The organism is Vibrio sp. SS-MA-C1-2 (assembly GCF_021513135.1).
Lineage (GTDB): Bacteria > Pseudomonadota > Gammaproteobacteria > Enterobacterales > Vibrionaceae.
Window position 1 is genome coordinate 994066 of record NZ_CP090981.1, and the last position, 18257, is coordinate 1012322.

Here is an 18257-nt window from a genome sequence, read left to right on the forward strand (position 1 = left end):
AGAGTGATTAATTCGGGGCTTTTTATTGTAATCAATTATCGTAAAAGCTTATGCTTCTTCGATTTCTCCACAGAAACGGTAACCTTCACCGTGGATTGTTGCAATAATTTCTGGCGTATCTGTCATTGACTCGAAATGCTTACGGATACGACGAATAGTTACGTCAACAGTACGATCATGTGGCTTAAGCTCACGACCTGTCATCTTCTTCAGTAGTTCAGCTCGAGTCTGGATTTGACCTGGATTTTCACAGAAGTGAAGTAGTGCACGGAACTCAGAACGAGGTAATTTGAAAGAATCACCTTGAGGACTAACTAAAGAGCGACTGTTGATATCAAGGATCCAACCATTAAACGTATAACGCTCAATAGATAGTTTCTCTTCAGTTTGCTTGTTTTTGTTCATAGAACGTTGAAGCAAGTTACGAGCACGGATCGTTAATTCACGTGGATTGAATGGTTTTGTGATGTAATCATCTGCACCAATTTCAAGACCTAGAATCTTATCAACTTCGTTATCACGCCCAGTTAGGAACATAAGTGCCATATCTCCATGCTCACGTAACTCACGAGCAAGTAGAAGACCATTCTTACCTGGTAGGTTGATATCCATAATAACTAAGTTTACAGAGTTTTCAGATAAGATAGAGTGCATCTCATCACCGTTATTTGCTTCAAAAACGGTATAACCTTCAGCTTCGAAGATACTCTTTAATGTATTACGTGTTACATGTTCGTCTTCAACGATCAATATTTGAGGGGTTTGCATGACGTTACCTAAAATCTGACGAGAGCTTATCTCGTACCATCGGTTAAATTTTGAGTTAAAGTGACAATTCTAATATTGTTAACAATATCTTAACATATATATTTGAAATCGTCATCAGTTTGCCGTCCACAACCGCGATCAGAGTATAATCATTCTATTTCGCAAAAGCCCTATAAGTTAATAGGAGGTGGCATATATATATCCATAATATCCTGAGTCAATTATATCGCATTTAACAGCTCGCTAACAAGGAGTAGCATATTTTATATGGTGATATTTTTACATTGTTGTTGATTGAGGTCAATTTTTGATAACCTTTTGTCTTTATTTACGTCATTTTATTACAGCTATAAGCAATAATGATAATAACTATGAGCGAGGGTGGCTGATAAAAAAGGACGGTTAAAATTCAAAATAAATTTCAATTGTCGTCATTAAATAGTAATTCTTTATTGACTAAAAAATAATGATAGGGTATTGATATAGGCAGGTTGAAAAAATATTTTATAAATGTAATTTTTAGTGAGCAACTTTTTTGATGAAACGTTACATTGGTACCACCATCATGATGATTATGACAAGCATTTTACATGTTTGGGCGGGCTAATAAGTAAACAAACTGAAAAAGCCCGCGCCAATCGTTGGTGCGGGCTTTTTTTGTAGCAAAATAAGTGAGCTAAATAGGGATTTTTTGGAGGAAAGGATGCGAGTTCTAAAATTTGGTGGTACTTCTTTAGCAAATACAGAACGCTTTTTAAGAGCGGCAGATATTATTGCTAATAATGGTGAACAAAGTGGAGTTTCTGCAGTACTTTCTGCACCCGCTAAAATTACCAATAGTTTGGTTGCTGTGATTAATCAGGTTGTTGAAAAACAAGATGCGTTGCAGCAATTAGCAACAATTGAGAACATTTTTACTGACCTGTTTAATGGATTAGATCAAAATTTAGAAAACTTTGATAAGTCAGCGCTTCTTGTCAAGTTAGATGCATTAACCTACCAACTTAAGCAATATCTTCATGGTATCGAGCTATTAGGGGTTTGTCCTGATAATGTTTATGCCCGCATAGTTAGCAAAGGTGAGCGCCTTTCGATTGCCACCATGAGTGCGGTATTAGAAGCAAAAGGACATAACGTTTATGTTATCGACCCTGTTAGTTATCTTACAGGTAGTGATGATTATTTAGAGTCTATGGTTGATATTGATGAGTCTACTAAGCGCTTCCAAGCTAATCCGATTCCTGAAAACCATATTGGTCTTATGCCTGGATTTACCGCTGGTAATGAAAAAGGTGAACTCGTTACTCTAGGTCGTAATGGTTCTGACTACTCTGCGGCAGTATTAGCGGCATGTTTACGCGCGGACTGTTGTGAAATCTGGACAGATGTAGATGGTGTCTATAATTGTGACCCTCGCTTAGTCTCTGATGCGCGTTTATTAAAATCATTAAGCTATCAAGAAGCGATGGAGCTCTCTTATTTTGGTGCTAAAGTGATGCACCCAAAAACTATTATTCCTATCGCACAATTCCATATTCCATGTCTTATTAAAAATAGCTTTAATCCTCAAGCTCGTGGCACATTAATTGGTGTTGATTCGGGTAGCGACAACTTAGCGGTTAAAGGAATTACGACCCTTGATAATTTAACTATGGTTAATGTTTCAGGCCCAGGTATGAAGGGAATGGTAGGCATGGCCTCTCGTGTCTTTGGTGCGATGTCGGTAGCAGGTATCTCCATTGTTTTAATCACTCAATCTTCTTCTGAATATAGCATTAGCTTCTGCATTGAAAGTGATGCGAAAGAGGCTGCCGAAAAAGCGCTTCATGCGGCATTTGAGCTAGAACTAAAAGATAACCTATTAGATCCTGTTGAATTTATTGATCAGTTAGCGATTGTTTCTCTGGTTGGTGATGGGATGAGAACATCTCAAGGTATCGCTTCACAGTTCTTTAGCTCTCTTGCTGAAGTGAATATTAATATTATCGCGATTGCCCAAGGTTCATCTGAACGCGCAATCTCTGCGGTTATTCCTGAAGATAAAGTCTCAGAAGCGGTACAAGCTTGTCATATTAATCTATTTAATAGTAAGCACTTTATTGATGTATTTATGGTTGGTGTTGGCGGTGTAGGTGGAGCCTTGGTCGATCAAATCCGTCGTCAACAAAAAGTATTGGCGAAAAAAGGCATTGAAATCCGTGTTTGTGGTTTAGCCAACAGTCGTAAAATGTTAGTTAACCCTAAAGGGATCGACCTTAATCACTGGAGTGATCAGATTAACTCTGCGACAGAAGGCTTTAATCTTCCAACGATTGCTAAATTAGTTAAAGAAAATCACATTATTAATCCGGTGATTATTGACTGTACATCAGAACAAGCGATTGCTAGTCAGTATGCTGATTTCTTATTGGCAGGTTTCCATGTGATCACGCCAAATAAGAAAGCCAATACGGATACCATGGCTTATTATCATCAGTTGCGTGATGCTGCTCGTCTTTCTCGTCGTAAATTTATGTATGAAACGACGGTTGGTGCAGGTCTCCCTGTGATGGAAAATCTTCAAAACTTAATTGCTGCAGGTGATGAATTAGAGCGATTTAACGGAATCCTTTCTGGTTCACTCTCTTATATCTTTGGCAAACTTGATGAAGGTATGAGCTTGAGCCAAGCAACATTAGTGGCGGATGATAATGGCTTTACTGAGCCGGATCCTCGAGATGATCTTTCTGGTATGGATGTAGCAAGAAAATTATTGATCCTTGCTCGTGAATCAGGTTTATCTTTAGAGCTTGATGATGTGGTGGTTGAAAAAGCATTACCACCAGGTTTTGATGATTCAGGTAGTGTGGCTGAGTTTTTAGCGCGACTTCCTGAAGCGGATGAATACTTTAAACAGCGTGTTGCTGAAGCGGCAGCTGAGAATAAAGTACTACGTTATGTGGGTGAAATTGATAATGGTAAGTGTCGTGTTTGTATTCAAGCAGTTGATGCCAATGATCCGATGTATAAAGTCAAAGATGGTGAAAATGCCCTTGCTTTTTATAGTCGTTATTATCAACCAATTCCGCTAGTTCTTCGAGGTTACGGTGCGGGTACTGAAGTAACTGCTGCAGGTGTTTTCTCTGACTTAATGCGTACTCTAGGCTGGAAATTAGGGGTGTAAAATGACAATTTCTGTTTATGCTCCGGCCTCTATTGGCAATGTGAGTGTTGGATTTGATGTTCTAGGTGCTGCGGTTTCGCCTATCGATGGTTCGTTGCTAGGGGATAAAGTCACTGTTTCAGCGAGTGACCAAGCTTTCTCTCTTAAATGTGAAGGGAAGTTTGTTGATAAGCTGCCAGAAAAAGCGGAAGAGAATATCGTCTATCGCTGCTGGCAGGTATTTGCTCGTGAGTTAGATCTTAAGGCGTTAGCGCTAAAGCCATTAGCAATGCGGCTTGAGAAGAACATGCCAATTGGATCCGGTTTAGGCTCAAGCGCATGCTCTGTGGTTGCAGCATTAGATGCTTTAAATCAGTTCCATGACAATCCACTATCAGAGACAGAGTTACTGCAATTGATGGGTGAGATGGAAGGTGAGATTTCCGGCAGTATTCACTTTGATAATGTCGCACCATGTTACTTAGGCGGTTTGCAGCTTATTGTTGAAGAGTTAGGCTATATCAGTCAGCCAGTTCCTTGTTTTGAACAGTGGTATTGGGTGATGGCGTATCCGGGAATTAAAGTCCCAACAGCAGAAGCAAGAGCGATTTTGCCCGCTCAATATGTTCGCCAAGATGTGATTGCTCATGGACGTAACTTAGCCGGCTTTATTCACGCTTGTCACACCAATCAACCTGATTTAGCGGCCACCATGATTAATGATGTGATTGCTGAACCATATCGTGAAAAGTTACTGCCGAATTTTGCCGAAGCTCGTCGTTACACGAAAAGTGCAGGAGCCGTCGCAACCGGTATTTCAGGCTCAGGGCCAACGCTATTCAGCCTCTGTCCTACAAAAGAGATTGCTGAGCGAGTAAGTCGCTGGTTAACAGAAAACTACGTACAGAACCAAGAAGGGTTTGTCCATATTTGTCACTTGGATCGTCAAGGATCAAAAGTACTTTAATGGATTAGATAGGATATTTAAGATGAAATTATATAATTTAAAAGACAATCAAGAGCAGGTCTCATTTTCTCAAGCTGTACGTCAAGGTTTAGGCCGTCAGCAAGGCTTATTTTATCCGACCGAATTGCCAAAATTTGATGATATGGATGCACTGCTTGAGCTTGGCTTTGTTGAGCGTAGTAGTCAGATTTTAAGTGCCGTTATTGGTGATGAGTTATCCCCTGAAAAAATAGCTGAAATGGTTAGCACTGCTTTCCAATTTCCAGCACCTATTGTATCGGTTACCGATGATATCTATGCATTAGAGCTGTTTCATGGCCCAACATTAGCATTTAAAGATTTTGGTGGTCGCTTTATGGCGCAATCTTTAGCGGCTGTGTCAAATGGTGAAAAGATTACGATTTTGACGGCAACTTCTGGTGATACTGGGGCGGCTGTTGCTCATGCTTTTTTAGGTATGGAAAATATAGAAGTTGTTATTCTTTATCCAAAAGGCAAGATCAGTCCGTTGCAAGAGAAGCTATTTTGTACATTGGGTGAAAATATTCGTACTGTTGCCATTAATGGAACATTTGATGATTGCCAAGCACTGGTTAAGCAAGCGTTCGATGATCAAGCATTACGCCAAGATATCGGTTTGAATTCTGCAAACTCAATCAACATCAGTCGTTTACTCGCTCAAACTTGTTATTACTTTGAAGCGGTTGCTCAAATCGCCAAAGAGAAGCGTAATGACGTGGTATTTAGTGTACCAAGTGGTAACTTTGGTGACTTAACAGCAGGGCTATTTGCAAAAGCGATGGGATTACCGGTTAAGCGTTTTATTGCAGCAACTAATGCTAATGATACTGTGCCTCGTTACTTGGAAACCGGTGAGTGGACACCCAATAAAACCGTTGCGACGATCTCCAATGCTATGGATGTGAGCCAGCCAAATAATTGGCCACGTATTGAAGAGCTGTGTCGTTTACAAGGTTGGGATTTGAGCTCTATTGTTTCTGGTTCAGTCAGTGATGAAGAGACGGCTGAGACGGTGAAACAGTTGTCGGCGATTGATTATCTTTCTGAACCACACGGAGCGATAGCTTTCCGTCTATTAGAAGAGAACCTTCAAGCGGGGGAAACGGGAGTATTCCTTTGTACTGCTCATCCAGCGAAGTTCAAAGAAGTCGTTGATGAGATATTAGCTTCAGACATTCCATTACCTGCACCATTAGCAAAGCATGCGAAATTGCCGCTGCTTTCTGTTGAATTAGATAATGATTTTTCTCAGTTGGTGACGCTACTACGTAGTTAACTTTCTAAGTAATATTTAACTTTCTAAATCAATAAAAAGAGACCATTTCTAGGTCTCTTTTTTTATATCCAAAATCGTTGAAAAAAAAGACTTACCTCTCAAAATTTTGAGGGATAAGTCTCTTTTATTATCGCTAGCTCGCTGGTGGAGCTAGTGATTAACAGAATTTTGCGACTATAAATTATAGGCTTTCTGTGAATGTACGAGAGATTACGTCTTGTTGCTGCTCTTTAGTTAAAGAGTTAAAACGTACTGCATAGCCAGAAACACGGATAGTTAGCTGTGGGTACTTTTCAGGGTGCTTAGCGGCATCTTCAAGAGTTTCACGCTTAAGAACGTTCACGTTTAAGTGCTGACCGCCTTCAACAACTGCAGGTGTTTCGATTGCAATTTCACGATATTCGATATCACCAAGATCTGATTCAGCAACAACTTGATCGGCTGTGAAGCCAGATAGTGCAGCCACACAACGAGCTTGCTTAGTTTCTTCGTCCAGTAACCAGATTGAGTTAACTAGATCAGTGTTTGCTGCTGATGTAATTTGAATACCTTTAACCATTTTGAATCTCCATCCCTATCGGGGTAATTAATTTATATTTAAAGTCAACGAACTGAACATTTTCACTTACATTAACTTCGGAAGAATTATTTTGATGTGGGTCAATTTACACCAGATTAACCATTAGTTCAATAGGGTTTTTCTTTGAGTTGAATCAATTTTTTTGCATTTATTATTTTCAATAATCTTTTTTATCAATTGGTTATCATCTTTTTGATGTTTTTATAACCACGTGGAAACTAGTGGTTAACCTTTGTTGTGTCACCTGTTATTTAGAGTAAAATAGAGGTTTTAATGAATTGATTCACTAAATAGATGATAGATATAATAACTATCTATTTAGTGATAACTAGAATATAGAGAGTATAAAAATGAAGTTTATTGGTGCTCATGTATCCGCCGCTGGCGGTGTTGCAAATGCTCCGTTAAATGCGGCAAAAATTGGCGCGACTGCTTTTGCATTATTTACTAAAAATCAGCGCCAATGGGTTGCGAAACCACTGACAGGCTCAATGATTACAGAGTTTAAAACGAATTGTAAAAAATATAACTTTAAGCCAGAACAGATCCTTCCTCATGACTCTTATTTAATTAATTTAGGGCACCCAGAACAAGAGAAATTAGATAAGTCTCGTGCCGCATTTATTGATGAGATGGAGCGCTGTAATCAGTTAGGTTTAACGTTGCTTAATTTTCATCCTGGTAGCCACTTAAAGAAAATTGATCCTGAAGCTTGTTTAGCTCTGATTGCAGAATCTATTAATTTAGCTCATCAACAAGTTCCCACTGTCTGTGCAGTAATAGAAAACACAGCGGGGCAAGGTTCTAATCTAGGGTGGAGTTTCGAGCAGTTGGCAACCATTATTGACCAAGTTGAAGATAAAAGTCGGGTTGGGATCTGTATTGATACCTGCCATACGTTTGCTGCGGGATATGATCTTTCTACAACGGAAACATGTGAAAAAACCTTCGCTGAATTTGAACGCTTGATTGGATTTGAATACTTACGTGGGATGCATCTGAATGACTCTAAAACACCATTAGGTAGTCGAGTTGATCGTCATCACTCGTTAGGAGAAGGACATATTGGATTGGCCTGCTTTGAATTTATTATGAAAGACTCTCGGTTTGACGGTATTCCTTTGGTGTTAGAAACCATAAACCCCGATATTTGGCAGCAAGAGATTAGCTATTTAAAAAAGTTAGCTGAAGAAAGTTAAGTGCCTACTAGCAACTTTAATGACATTAGGAATAGTGTCAACGTACTATTTTTTAATACTTTAAACCACTTTGACTTTAAAATTAGTCGCTAAGGATAACAGAAGTGACAATAAGAAATTGGGCTGAATTTATTGAACAGCAACAGACAGAAACATATTTTCAACATATCAAAGAGACGATTGCAGAGAAGCGTGCTTCAGGTGTCACTATTTATCCTAAAGATAAAGATATTTTTAATGCCTTTCACTATACCGAACTGACTGATGTCAAAGTTGTGATTTTAGGCCAAGACCCTTACCATGGTAAAGGACAGGCTCATGGGCTCTCCTTTTCTGTTCAACCATCAATAAAGGTTCCGCCTTCTCTGGTTAATATCTATAAAGAGCTAGCTCAAGATATTGATGGCTTTGAAGTACCTAATCACGGCTATTTAACGTCATGGGCAGAACAGGGGGTTTTGTTGCTCAATACCGTTTTAACCGTCGAGCAAGGAAATGCTCATTCTCATGCTAAATTGGGATGGGAGCGCTTTACTAGTGGGGTGATTGAGTTAATAAATCAACAAAATAGTGGTGTGATATTTTTATTATGGGGCGCACATGCTCAAAAGAAAGGCGCTAAAATTGATCGTGATAAACATCATGTTTTAACGTCGGTTCACCCATCGCCACTTTCGGCATATCGAGGTTTCTTTGGTTGCCAACATTTTTCAAAAAGTAATGTATTGTTAAAGCAGCAAGGTAAAACTGAGATTAACTGGCAAGTTGCACCAATTTAATCGAGCGTTTTGAAGCTAGAGAGAAAGTTTACTTACCTCAATAAAAATTAGTTGAAGAGAGATTAGATTCTTCAACTAATTTAATTATGCGGAGTTCAGTAGTCTAAGTCTTCATCATAAATATCATCAAAAAGATCAATATCAGCCAGTTCTTTACGTAGACGTTGCTTATCTTTTAGTGCTTCAATTTCACGCCAAACACGCTTTTGTGGTTTACCTTTCTCCCCACCGTTTTTCTTTCCAGCTAGAATTTCATCAAATATTGTTTCGTCCATCTTAAACCTCTATCTATTTTATTGGTCTGTTTATCTAAACGTTAGCAATGTATTTGTGATGTTATCATCGTGCTTCTTTTCAGTTTAGAACAGAGTTGTTATTTTGTGTGCCTATTAAGTACCATAAAGTTGAGGATAAAAAAGTTGACCTAATTCTCAATTGTGAATTGTAAGAAAAAATTTTGCAGGCAGAGCTCACAAAAAAATAATTTTTTAATGTGGATTAAACAAATTGAAGGGTTTAACTCATCATTTTATTGAGTTAATTCGAGATCTTTTTTCTTTCACCTCTAACTCATAACGACTACTATACGCACACTATTTTGTTACTTATCTGTAAAAATGACTTAATCATCTAAGGAGAGGATATGCTAAGCCTAATTACTATCATCAACGGCCTGCTTTGGGGGTCGGTTTTGATTTATTTATTGCTTGGTATTGGCATATTCTTTACCGTTAAGTTGGGCTTTATTCAAATAAAACACTTTAGCTATATGTTTAAAGTGATGAAAAATAGTCGTCGTGCTAATCATGAAGGAATCTCACCTTTCCAAGCGCTGTGTACCAGCCTTGCTGCTCGAGTTGGTACAGGAAATATGGCAGGGGTTGCTGTTGCCTTAACCTTGGGGGGGCCAGGAGCTATTTTTTGGATGTGGGTCATTGCTTTTCTTGGAATGGCGACGGCGTTCGCAGAAAGTACTTTAGCTCAACTCTATAAAGTTAAAGATAAAGAGGGTCGCTTTCGAGGAGGGCCAGCTTATTACATGTCGAAAGGATTAGGAATGCATGGAATGGGCGCGGCATTTTCTGTTCTTCTTATTATCGCATTTGGTCTTATCTTTAATTCCGTACAAGCAAATTCGATCAGTGTTGCCCTTCATGTTGCATTTGGCTTTGAACCGCTTTACATCGCCATTGGGTTAGTCTTATTTACCAGTCTTATTATTTTTGGCGGTATGAAAAAGGTTGCGAGAGTGGCTGAGTTAGTTGTGCCATTTATGGCGATCGCTTATCTATTAATGGCATTAATTGTGGTTTTTTTGAACATAGAAAAGATCCCCGATGTTTTTGTATTAGTGATTAAAAGTGCATTCGGATTCAATGAAGCGGCATCAGGAGCGATTGGTTATACCATTGGACAGGCGATGATTAATGGGATTCGTCGAGGTCTATTCTCTAATGAAGCAGGGATGGGATCGGCTCCTAATGCTGCTGCCGCCGCAATCCCTTATCCTCATCATCCTGCCTCTCAAGGGTATGTTCAGATGTTAGGGGTCTTTATCGATACCATTGTAATCTGTACTGCCACAGCCGCGGTGATTCTTCTTTCTGGACAATTAGATACGGATTCTAATATGAAAGGTATTGAACTTACACAATTAGCTTTAAGTAGTGAAATTGGACATTTTGGCGCAGTATTTATTGCGGTTGCTATTTTCTTTTTCGCTTTCACTTCGATTATTGCTAATTATTTTTATGCCGAAACCAATTTTATTTTTCTTAACTTAAATAAACGATTCGGTTTTAATGTTTTTCGTATTTTAGTTTTAGGTATGGTGATGTTTGGTGCTTTAGCAAAATTACCAACAGTATGGGCACTTGCTGATCTCTCGATGGGAGCGATGGTTATTATTAATCTAATGGCAATTATGCTGCTATCTGGTACTGTGATTAAATTAGCCAAAGATTATAATACTCAGCTCAAACTCGGAAAAGTTCCTAAGTTTGACCGCAGCCAATATCCTGAGCTTTATAACCAGTTAGAAGACGGGATTTGGGATGGAAAAAAATAGATTAAGGAGATTAACGTTATGATGATCGTCGTTTCACCAGCCAAAACGCTAGATTATGAAACACCGCTAACCACAGAAAAATTCACTCAACCGATGTTGATACCACAAAGTGAGATTCTGATTGAGCGTTGTCGTGAGTTAACTCCAATGGATATCGCTAAACTGATGAAGGTCAGTGATAAAATTGCCGGTTTAAATGCTGCTCGATTTGCTGAGTGGCAGCCTCTATTTACATCTGCAAATGCCAGACCTGCACTATTTGCATTCAAAGGAGATGTTTATAGTGGCTTAGATGCTTACTCATTGAGTGATCAACAGATTGAGTGGGGACAGCAGCACTTTCGTATGTTATCTGGACTTTATGGTCTACTGCGACCTTTAGACTTGATGCAACCTTACCGCTTAGAGATGGGGACTCGCTTAAGTAATGAACGAGGGACTAATCTTTATCAATTCTGGGGCGATATTATTACCGATACGCTACGAGAAGCATTAGATCTACAAGGTGATAATACCTTAATTAATCTCGCCTCTAATGAGTACTTTAAAGCGGTAAACAGTAAAAAACTAGCGGCAGAAATCATTACCCCTATTTTTAAAGATTGTAAAAAAGGACAATATAAGGTGATCAGCTTTTACGCTAAAAAAGCCAGAGGCATGATGTCACGTTATATCATTGAAAATCAGTTAACCGATGTTGAGCAGTTAAAAGCGTTTGATACCGCGGGTTACTACTTTGTTCCTGCCGAGTCAAATGAGACAGAGTTTGTCTTTAAACGTGAAGAGCAATAAAATTTCTTTCTTGCTTAAATTTGATTGATACAAACCCTTATTGAAAATCGACTGATACAAAAAAGCGAACTCGTTTCTGAAATAGTCAGAAAGTGAGTTCGCTTTTTTATTGTTGACTCGGTGAATCTAGAGCCGTCGTTATTGATATACCCTTTTTACTTGAAGTTGCTAGGTTGTTGGCTACGCTCGTTCGCCCCAATTATATAGCGCACCTATACTCATGGAGCCTCACTTGCTTGTCGCCTACTAGCAGCTTCAATTACTTTGGCTATAGTGCTATTTACTTTCGTTATTTGCAGTACGACGTTTACCGACGTTCTTCTTCACTTTTTTCTTTTTAGCGGCACTTTTCACTTTATCTTTGCTCGATTTTTTCTTTTTCTTCACAAAGGTTGGTTTCTTGTGCTTAGGCTTTAATTCTTCAATATAACGCTCTTTGATCTGTTCATCCGTATAGCGTTGAACACGATCCATCATTGGTTGGTCATGAGCTTCAACTAATGAAATTGCAGCCCCTTTCTTACCCGCACGAGCAGTACGACCAATACGGTGAACATAGACATCAGCAGTTCTTGGCATATCGTAGTTCACAACATGGCTAACATCAGGAAGGTCGATACCACGAGCGGCAACATCCGTTGCTATTAATACGTTCACTTCGCCATCTTTAAAGCGCTGAATCGCATTATTACGTTTTGCTTGCTGCATTTCACCTTGGATCCAAGACTGCTTAACCCCTTCAGCATCAAGAAGGCTACGCAGTTCAGCAAGACGTTCTCGAGTCTTAACAAAAACAATAGTACGTTGAGCTTGCTCTTGAATAATATTTTTCAAGATTGCAATTTTATGCTCCATATTGTCACAACGGTAGTACCACTGGTTAATTTTTTTACGCTCACGACGTGATGCATCGGCTTCAACTTTTGCTGGATCATTGAGTAGATCAGCGGTAAACCCGTCAACACCACGACCCTCTAAGGTTGCAGAGAATAAAAGAGTCTGTTTACGCCAGCGACACTCATCAGACAGTTTATTTACTGTTGAGGTGAAACCCATATCTAGCATACGGTCAGCTTCATCAAGCACTAAACACTCGATTGCACGACAATCGAAACGTTCTGCATTGATATATTCAGTCAGACGACCTGGAGTCGCAACCACAAGATCTTGCGTTTTACCTAACCATTCTGCGTGGGCATCGTATGAGATCCCGCCAGTCACTGTCGTGATTTTCAGATCGGTGTACTTAGCTAATGCTTGTGCTTGTTCAGCAATTTGCATCGCAAGTTCACGAGTTGGTGTTAATACCAATACGCGAGCTGGTCCCGGCTTTTGGCGTGGGAAATCGATAAGGTGTTGTAACATTGGCAGTACGAATGCCGCTGTCTTACCCGTACCCGTTGGAGCAGAAGCTAAAATATCACGACCGTCCATTGCATAAGGGATAGTTTCTGCTTGTACGGCAGTTGGTCGGCTAAAACCAATATCTTCAATGGCTTTAAGTAGTAATGGATCGAGCTCTAGATCAGCAAATTCTCTCACAGGTTTTCTCCATACCGAGATTTAAATAATGGTACTTGTTTATACAAAATATCACAAAGAGCGGCATTATAGAGATAATAACGGCAAGATCCTAGCGATCTCATCAATATATTATCTGTCTTATATTATAGATCGCTTTTGACATGCTAAAACTTTAAATAAAAATCCCGAGTTAATGCTTTAAATTCATCACTATATTGACCAGATTTTTGAATGGTTAAAGTGAAAGGTTTTTGGTTATCACATTGCTGATTTGTCACTGTAAAGAGAAGACGTGATACCGCTTTTTTCTCTGTAGTTTGAATGGCTAACTGTCGACAACAATAAAGGTGGTGTTGAGAAAGCTGTTCAATAAATAGTTTAGCTTCAAGGGTAGGGAGGATGAATGAAGCTTCAGCTCGATCTTTTAATAAATAAGCAGTTACCTCAATTAATGCAGAAAAAGTGAGGGTTAGGGTGTGTCTAGCTATCGCTCGGTTTTCTAATTGCGCACTTTCACCTGCAACAAAGTAGGGGGGATTACAAATGATGCCATCAAAACTGGCTTTTGGTTGTTGCTTTGCCCAGAGAGTAATATCTTGTTGAATGGCGGTAATACGATCGCTCCATGATGTATTAGAAATATTGTACTGGGTGGCTTTTATTGCAGCATCATCAATATCGATGGCGGTTATTTTAATATCACTCTCTCGCTGAGCTGCCATTAATGAGAGTAATCCACTTCCTGTGCCAATATCAAGTAACATCCCTTTAGTGGGGATTGCTGCCCATGATCCTAATAGTACCCCATCAGTACTGACTGGCATACCGCACCCTTTATCATCGATGGAAAATTGTTTAAATTTAAAACATCTTGTCATTAAATTTACCTCTTAGACTAAACTGTGTTTCAATGGTGTTAAATCGATATTTAATTCTGTTAATTATGGGTTAAATTGTGATTTTAATATTTTTTTATCTTTTTCTTTTATTTTTATAACTGTCTATTTTGAAGTGTTTTATTTTGTTTTATACCTATATATTTGGTTTTTTATTCCATTTTTTAACACCAAATGCAAAAGATACGAGTGTTTTAGTCTCTGCTATTGCTTGTTAGCTGGATATTGTTCATTATTTTGTGATAGTAATCACACTTAGATGATTATGCTAAATTATGATGATAAATATAGAACAAACAACATGTGCGATCGAGGTTATAAATGAGTAAACAGTTGAAAGCAATTGATATATTAGCGGTAGGTTTTATGACCTTCGCGTTTTTCCTTGGTGCAGGTAATATCATATTTCCTCCTCAAGCTGGACAGCTAGCCGGTGATCACTTTATTCCTGCGATGTTAGGTTTCTTAGTGACGGCAGTGGGTCTTCCTCTTTCTGGTATTATTGCTATCGCTGTTGCTGGTGGTAGTTGGAAGGGATTAACTCGTGACTTACCTCCTAAGATTGCTGCTGTTATTGCTGTACTCATTTTTATTATTATCGGCCCTGCATTTGCTGCACCTCGAACAGGTTTAGTCGCTTATGAAATGGCGGTAAAACCTTTTTTAACCGCACCCGGACAAACAAGTTTAACGGTTTTTTCAATTATCTTCTTTAGTGTGGCACTCTACTTTGCATGGTCAAGTGGTAAATTAATTGATTATATTGGTAAGATTTTAACGCCTGCACTATTTGTTGCATTAACGGTATTAGCGATTGCAGTCTTTATGCATCCTCAAGGTGATATTTTAGCCGCTCAAGGTGAATATATTGCTCAACCATTAACAAAAGGTTTCCTTGAAGGTTATAACACCATGGATACTTTTGGTGCATTAATGTTTGGTATGCTGGTGGTTGATATCCTACGTAAAAAAGGTGTCACTGACGGTAAAGCAACATGTAAATATCTCATCATTGCTGGTTTAATTGCCGCTGTTGGTCTGTCATTCGTTTATATCTCACTATTCTACTTAGGTGCGACGAGTTCTTCTGTTGCTGCTAATGCGGGTAATGGTGGCGCAATTTTATCTATCTACGTTCAGGCATTGTTTGGTCAGGCTGGACAGGTGATTCTTTCAATCATTGTATTGTTAGCATGTTTAACCACAGCAATTGGTCTTATTAGTGCATGTGCAGATTACTTCAGCTCATTAACTAAGAACGTTTCATATAAAACGTGGGCAGTTGTTGTTGCCGTGGTTAGTGCGGTTGTCGCCAACGTTGGCTTAAATCAGTTAATTAGTTTGTCTATTCCGGTACTATTTGCACTTTATCCGGTTGCAATTGCATTAGTGGTTCTAGCATTAGTTCGCAAGTTTATTCCAAATCCTCGTGTGGCTTATCGCTCAGTATTGACGATTGCTTTATTACTAGCCTTGCTTGATGCAGCTAAAATTGTCGGTATTGATGTGAGTGGTTTTAACTTCCTACCACTATTTAAAGAGGGATTAGGTTGGTTAATTCCAACGGCGGTTGCGATTATTGCATCATGCTTTATTGGTAAGCGAGAGCAAGCATAATGACTTATTGATATCTCATCGTAATGATGTGATGTTGATAATAAAAAAGCCTAATAAGATTGATCTTATTAGGCTTTTTTTATCTGTGAATTATTTTAGCTTAGGAAAAGTATGATGAATGGAAGTCGAGTGTTATTCTAAAATTGTTGCCGCTTCGACGAGAACTTGGTCACACCAAGTCGTAATACGTTCATCACTTAACTCATATTGACTATCTTCATCAAGTGCTAAGCCGACAAAGTGGCTTTCATCTTGGGTTAAAGCTTTTGAGGCAGTAAACTCATAACCTTGATTTGGCCAGTAGCCGATAAATGAAGCGCCAGTTGCGGCAAGTTCATCATGAAGTAATCCCATTGCATCCAAATACCATTCGCCGTAGCCTTCTTGATCACCAAGACCAAAAAGGGCGATTACTTTATTATTCAATTCTAATGCATCAAGTTGGTGCCAAACTTCTTGCCAATCCTCCTGAATTTCACCAAAGTCCCAGGTTGAAATTCCAAGAATAAGCAGATCATAAGAGAGCATTTTATCGCTATTAATATCTTTGATGTTATAGATGTCGACAATCTCTTTCCCGATATGGTCGCGAATCTTCTCTGCAGCCATCTCTGTGTAACAGGTCGATGACCCGTAAAATAAACCAATATTCATCGCGGTGTACCTATCTCTGCTCTTATGATTAATGGACAATATGTTACCTCTGTTCACGTTATTCGCCAAGCTTGCCTTTTTGTTTAATTAGGTTACCGTAATGCTAATAATAATTAGAAGAATATTGAGGCGGATATGGAGAGCGATCAATTACTGTTAGAGCAATTTTTAGATAGCATGTGGATGGAGCGTGGTTTGTCTGAAAATACCTTAAGTTCATACCGAACTGATTTGGTAAAATTAACGAATTGGTTAGAGCAAGAAAACCTGAGCTTTCTAACAGCCAAAGCCGATGATCTTCAACGTTATCAGCTTTGGTTATCAGATCTAGACTATAAAGCCAGTAGTAAGTCTCGGATGGTGTCGGCAATTCGTCGGATTTTTCAATACTTGTTCCGAGAAAAAATGCGTGATGATGATCCTAGTGCCACGATGATCAGCCCTAAATTAGCCAAACGTCTCCCTAAAGCGATCTCAGAAGAAGAGATTGATGATCTGCTTGAAGCCCCCGATCCTAATGAACCGATTGAGCTCCGTGATCGTGCAATGATTGAACTTCTATATGCGACGGGTCTACGTGTGACAGAATTAGTCAGTTTAACCACTGAAAATCTAAGTCTACGACAGGGTGTGGTACGTATTATTGGTAAAGGGAATAAAGAACGTCTGGTTCCTATGGGGGAAGATGCAGTCGATTGGATTGAACAGTTTATGGCAAATGGACGCCCAGCTTTATTATCGGATCAAACTTCGGATGTGGTTTTTCCTAGTCGTCGTGGCAATATGATGACCCGTCAAACGTTTTGGCATCGGATTAAACACTACGCTATTCGCGCAAATATTGATGTTGAAAAACTTTCACCACATGTTTTAAGGCATGCGTTTGCCACCCACTTATTAAATCATGGTGCCGATCTTCGTGTAGTACAGATGCTTTTGGGTCATAGTGATCTTTCTACCACTCAAATCTATACCCATGTTGCGACAGAGCGTTTGAAAAGCTTGCACCAAGAACATCACCCAAGGGCATAAAATTTTAATAGAACTTAATTGGATCTTGCCGTTTTTATGGTATCAAATGTTGAGTTACTTGTATTAATCACACAGTCACTCAACAAGGATCCTTTTATGCATCTTAATATTTTTATCTCTTTTATACTTTTCATATTTTCTAGTTCTGCCTTAGCAAATAACAGTAAAATTCATCAAGCGATGGAACAGTTAGGTATGACTGTGGAGTCTATCGATGACTCACCATTAGTGAGCTTTAAAGAGGTTCAAACAACCGATGGATTGTTTTATCTGACTGACGATGGAAAATATCTTTTTTATGGTCAGCTATACCAAGCTCAGGGAGAGAAACTGGTTGATTTAACCGCGAAGAGTTTTGCAAAACAGATTGAGACAATGACCAAGCAGATGATTACTTATCCGGCTAAAAATGAAAAGTATGTCGTCTCCGTATTTACTGATATTAGTTGTGGTTACTGCCGAGAGTTACACCATAATATTGCCCAATACAATGACGCAGGAATTACCCTCCGTTATCTTGCTTTTCCTCGTGAAGGATTAGAGTCATCATCCTTTAAAGTGATGAGTCAAGTTTGGTGTGCAACAGATAAAAACCAAGCATTAACCGACGCTAAAAATGACAAATACCCAAGAAACGATGGCTTAGTTTGTGAGAGATGGGTAACTGAGCAATTTAATTTAGGGCTTAAAATGGGATTAGCAGGAACACCCGCGATGATACTTAAAGATGGTACGGTTCTACCGGGTTACTACACGAGCGATGAGTTATTAACCCTACTTAAGGAAAAAGACTAAATTTGACTGACTACAATTTAAAATAATATTGAATCCTGTTATTCAATTGAGTCATCTTATTGGTTAGATTTTGCTACAAACTGTCGATTAAGCTCGGTTTTATTCGAGCTTTTTGTTATGTTTCTTACCAGTTAAACTTTTTGGGAC

16 protein-coding genes are annotated in these 18257 nt (G+C 38.9%); 10 read left to right on the forward strand and 6 right to left on the reverse strand.

What is annotated here, in order from left to right; translation table 11 throughout:
* Window positions 1–48 precede the first annotated feature (48 nt).
* Entirely contained in the window at window positions 49–768 is a 720-nt protein-coding gene (gene arcA, locus L0B53_RS09190; RefSeq protein WP_235061770.1) for a two-component system response regulator ArcA, read from the reverse strand.
* A 703-nt stretch (window positions 769–1471) separates the two neighbouring features.
* Between arcA and thrA the strand changes: the two genes are divergently transcribed.
* Genes thrA through thrC form a run of 3 tightly spaced genes read left to right on the forward strand, consistent with a single transcriptional unit; the run spans window position 1472 to window position 6174 of the window.
* On the forward strand, window positions 1472–3931 hold the full coding sequence (gene thrA / locus L0B53_RS09195) for a bifunctional aspartate kinase/homoserine dehydrogenase I (RefSeq protein ID WP_235061771.1): 2460 nt from the start codon (window positions 1472–1474) through the stop codon (window positions 3929–3931).
* Between the two features lies 1 nt (window position 3932).
* Complete coding sequence (thrB, locus tag L0B53_RS09200) at window positions 3933–4877, forward strand: homoserine kinase (RefSeq protein ID WP_235061772.1); 945 nt, start codon at window positions 3933–3935, stop codon at window positions 4875–4877.
* Window positions 4878–4899: 22 nt separating this feature from the next.
* Window positions 4900–6174, forward strand: a complete 1275-nt coding sequence (gene thrC / locus L0B53_RS09205; protein WP_235061773.1) for a threonine synthase — start codon at window positions 4900–4902, stop codon at window positions 6172–6174.
* Between the two features lie 181 nt (window positions 6175–6355).
* Here thrC and grcA read toward each other — a convergent pair whose 3' ends face one another.
* Window positions 6356–6733: an autonomous glycyl radical cofactor GrcA gene (grcA, locus tag L0B53_RS09210; RefSeq protein ID WP_235061774.1), complete on the reverse strand. Its 378-nt coding sequence runs from the start codon at window positions 6731–6733 to the stop codon at window positions 6356–6358.
* Between the two features lie 371 nt (window positions 6734–7104).
* Here grcA and nfo point away from each other — a divergent pair, with 371 nt between their 5' ends.
* Together nfo and ung are read left to right on the forward strand one after the other, a co-directional pair.
* Window positions 7105–7953 carry a deoxyribonuclease IV gene (gene nfo, locus L0B53_RS09215; RefSeq protein ID WP_235061775.1) on the forward strand — a complete coding sequence of 283 codons (849 nt, stop codon included), beginning with the start codon at window positions 7105–7107 and terminating at the stop codon, window positions 7951–7953.
* A gap of 104 nt (window positions 7954–8057) precedes the next feature.
* A complete protein-coding gene (ung, locus tag L0B53_RS09220; RefSeq protein WP_260115575.1) occupies window positions 8058–8732 on the forward strand; it encodes a uracil-DNA glycosylase in 675 nt (224 codons plus the stop codon).
* 95 nt (window positions 8733–8827) lie between these two features.
* Here the strand turns inward: ung and L0B53_RS09225 are convergent, their stop codons facing one another.
* Entirely contained in the window at window positions 8828–9007 is a 180-nt protein-coding gene (locus L0B53_RS09225) for a DUF3545 family protein (protein WP_235061776.1), read from the reverse strand.
* 368 nt (window positions 9008–9375) lie between these two features.
* Between L0B53_RS09225 and L0B53_RS09230 the strand changes: the two genes are divergently transcribed.
* Both L0B53_RS09230 and yaaA read left to right on the forward strand, forming a co-directional pair.
* On the forward strand, window positions 9376–10800 hold the full coding sequence (locus tag L0B53_RS09230; protein ID WP_235061777.1) for a sodium:alanine symporter family protein: 1425 nt from the start codon (window positions 9376–9378) through the stop codon (window positions 10798–10800).
* A gap of 18 nt (window positions 10801–10818) precedes the next feature.
* Entirely contained in the window at window positions 10819–11592 is a 774-nt protein-coding gene (yaaA, locus tag L0B53_RS09235) for a peroxide stress protein YaaA (RefSeq protein WP_235061778.1), read from the forward strand.
* Window positions 11593–11868: 276 nt separating this feature from the next.
* Here yaaA and srmB read toward each other — a convergent pair whose 3' ends face one another.
* Entirely contained in the window at window positions 11869–13134 is a 1266-nt protein-coding gene (gene srmB / locus L0B53_RS09240; RefSeq protein WP_235061779.1) for an ATP-dependent RNA helicase SrmB, read from the reverse strand.
* 146 nt (window positions 13135–13280) lie between these two features.
* Entirely contained in the window at window positions 13281–13994 is a 714-nt protein-coding gene (locus L0B53_RS09245; RefSeq protein WP_235061780.1) for a tRNA1(Val) (adenine(37)-N6)-methyltransferase, read from the reverse strand.
* 339 nt (window positions 13995–14333) lie between these two features.
* Between L0B53_RS09245 and brnQ the strand changes: the two genes are divergently transcribed.
* Entirely contained in the window at window positions 14334–15629 is a 1296-nt protein-coding gene (gene brnQ / locus L0B53_RS09250; protein WP_235061781.1) for a branched-chain amino acid transport system II carrier protein, read from the forward strand.
* A gap of 132 nt (window positions 15630–15761) precedes the next feature.
* Here the strand turns inward: brnQ and fldB are convergent, their stop codons facing one another.
* On the reverse strand, window positions 15762–16283 hold the full coding sequence (gene fldB, locus L0B53_RS09255) for a flavodoxin FldB (protein ID WP_235061782.1): 522 nt from the start codon (window positions 16281–16283) through the stop codon (window positions 15762–15764).
* Window positions 16284–16418: 135 nt separating this feature from the next.
* On the opposite strand from fldB, the gene xerD reads away from it, so the two are divergent.
* Window positions 16419–17315 carry a site-specific tyrosine recombinase XerD gene (xerD, locus tag L0B53_RS09260; RefSeq protein ID WP_235061783.1) on the forward strand — a complete coding sequence of 299 codons (897 nt, stop codon included), beginning with the start codon at window positions 16419–16421 and terminating at the stop codon, window positions 17313–17315.
* A gap of 96 nt (window positions 17316–17411) precedes the next feature.
* Window positions 17412–18110 (forward strand): bifunctional protein-disulfide isomerase/oxidoreductase DsbC, encoded by a 699-nt coding sequence (gene dsbC / locus L0B53_RS09265; protein ID WP_235061784.1) that lies wholly within the window; start codon window positions 17412–17414, stop codon window positions 18108–18110.
* The last annotated feature ends 147 nt before the right edge of the window (window positions 18111–18257 follow it).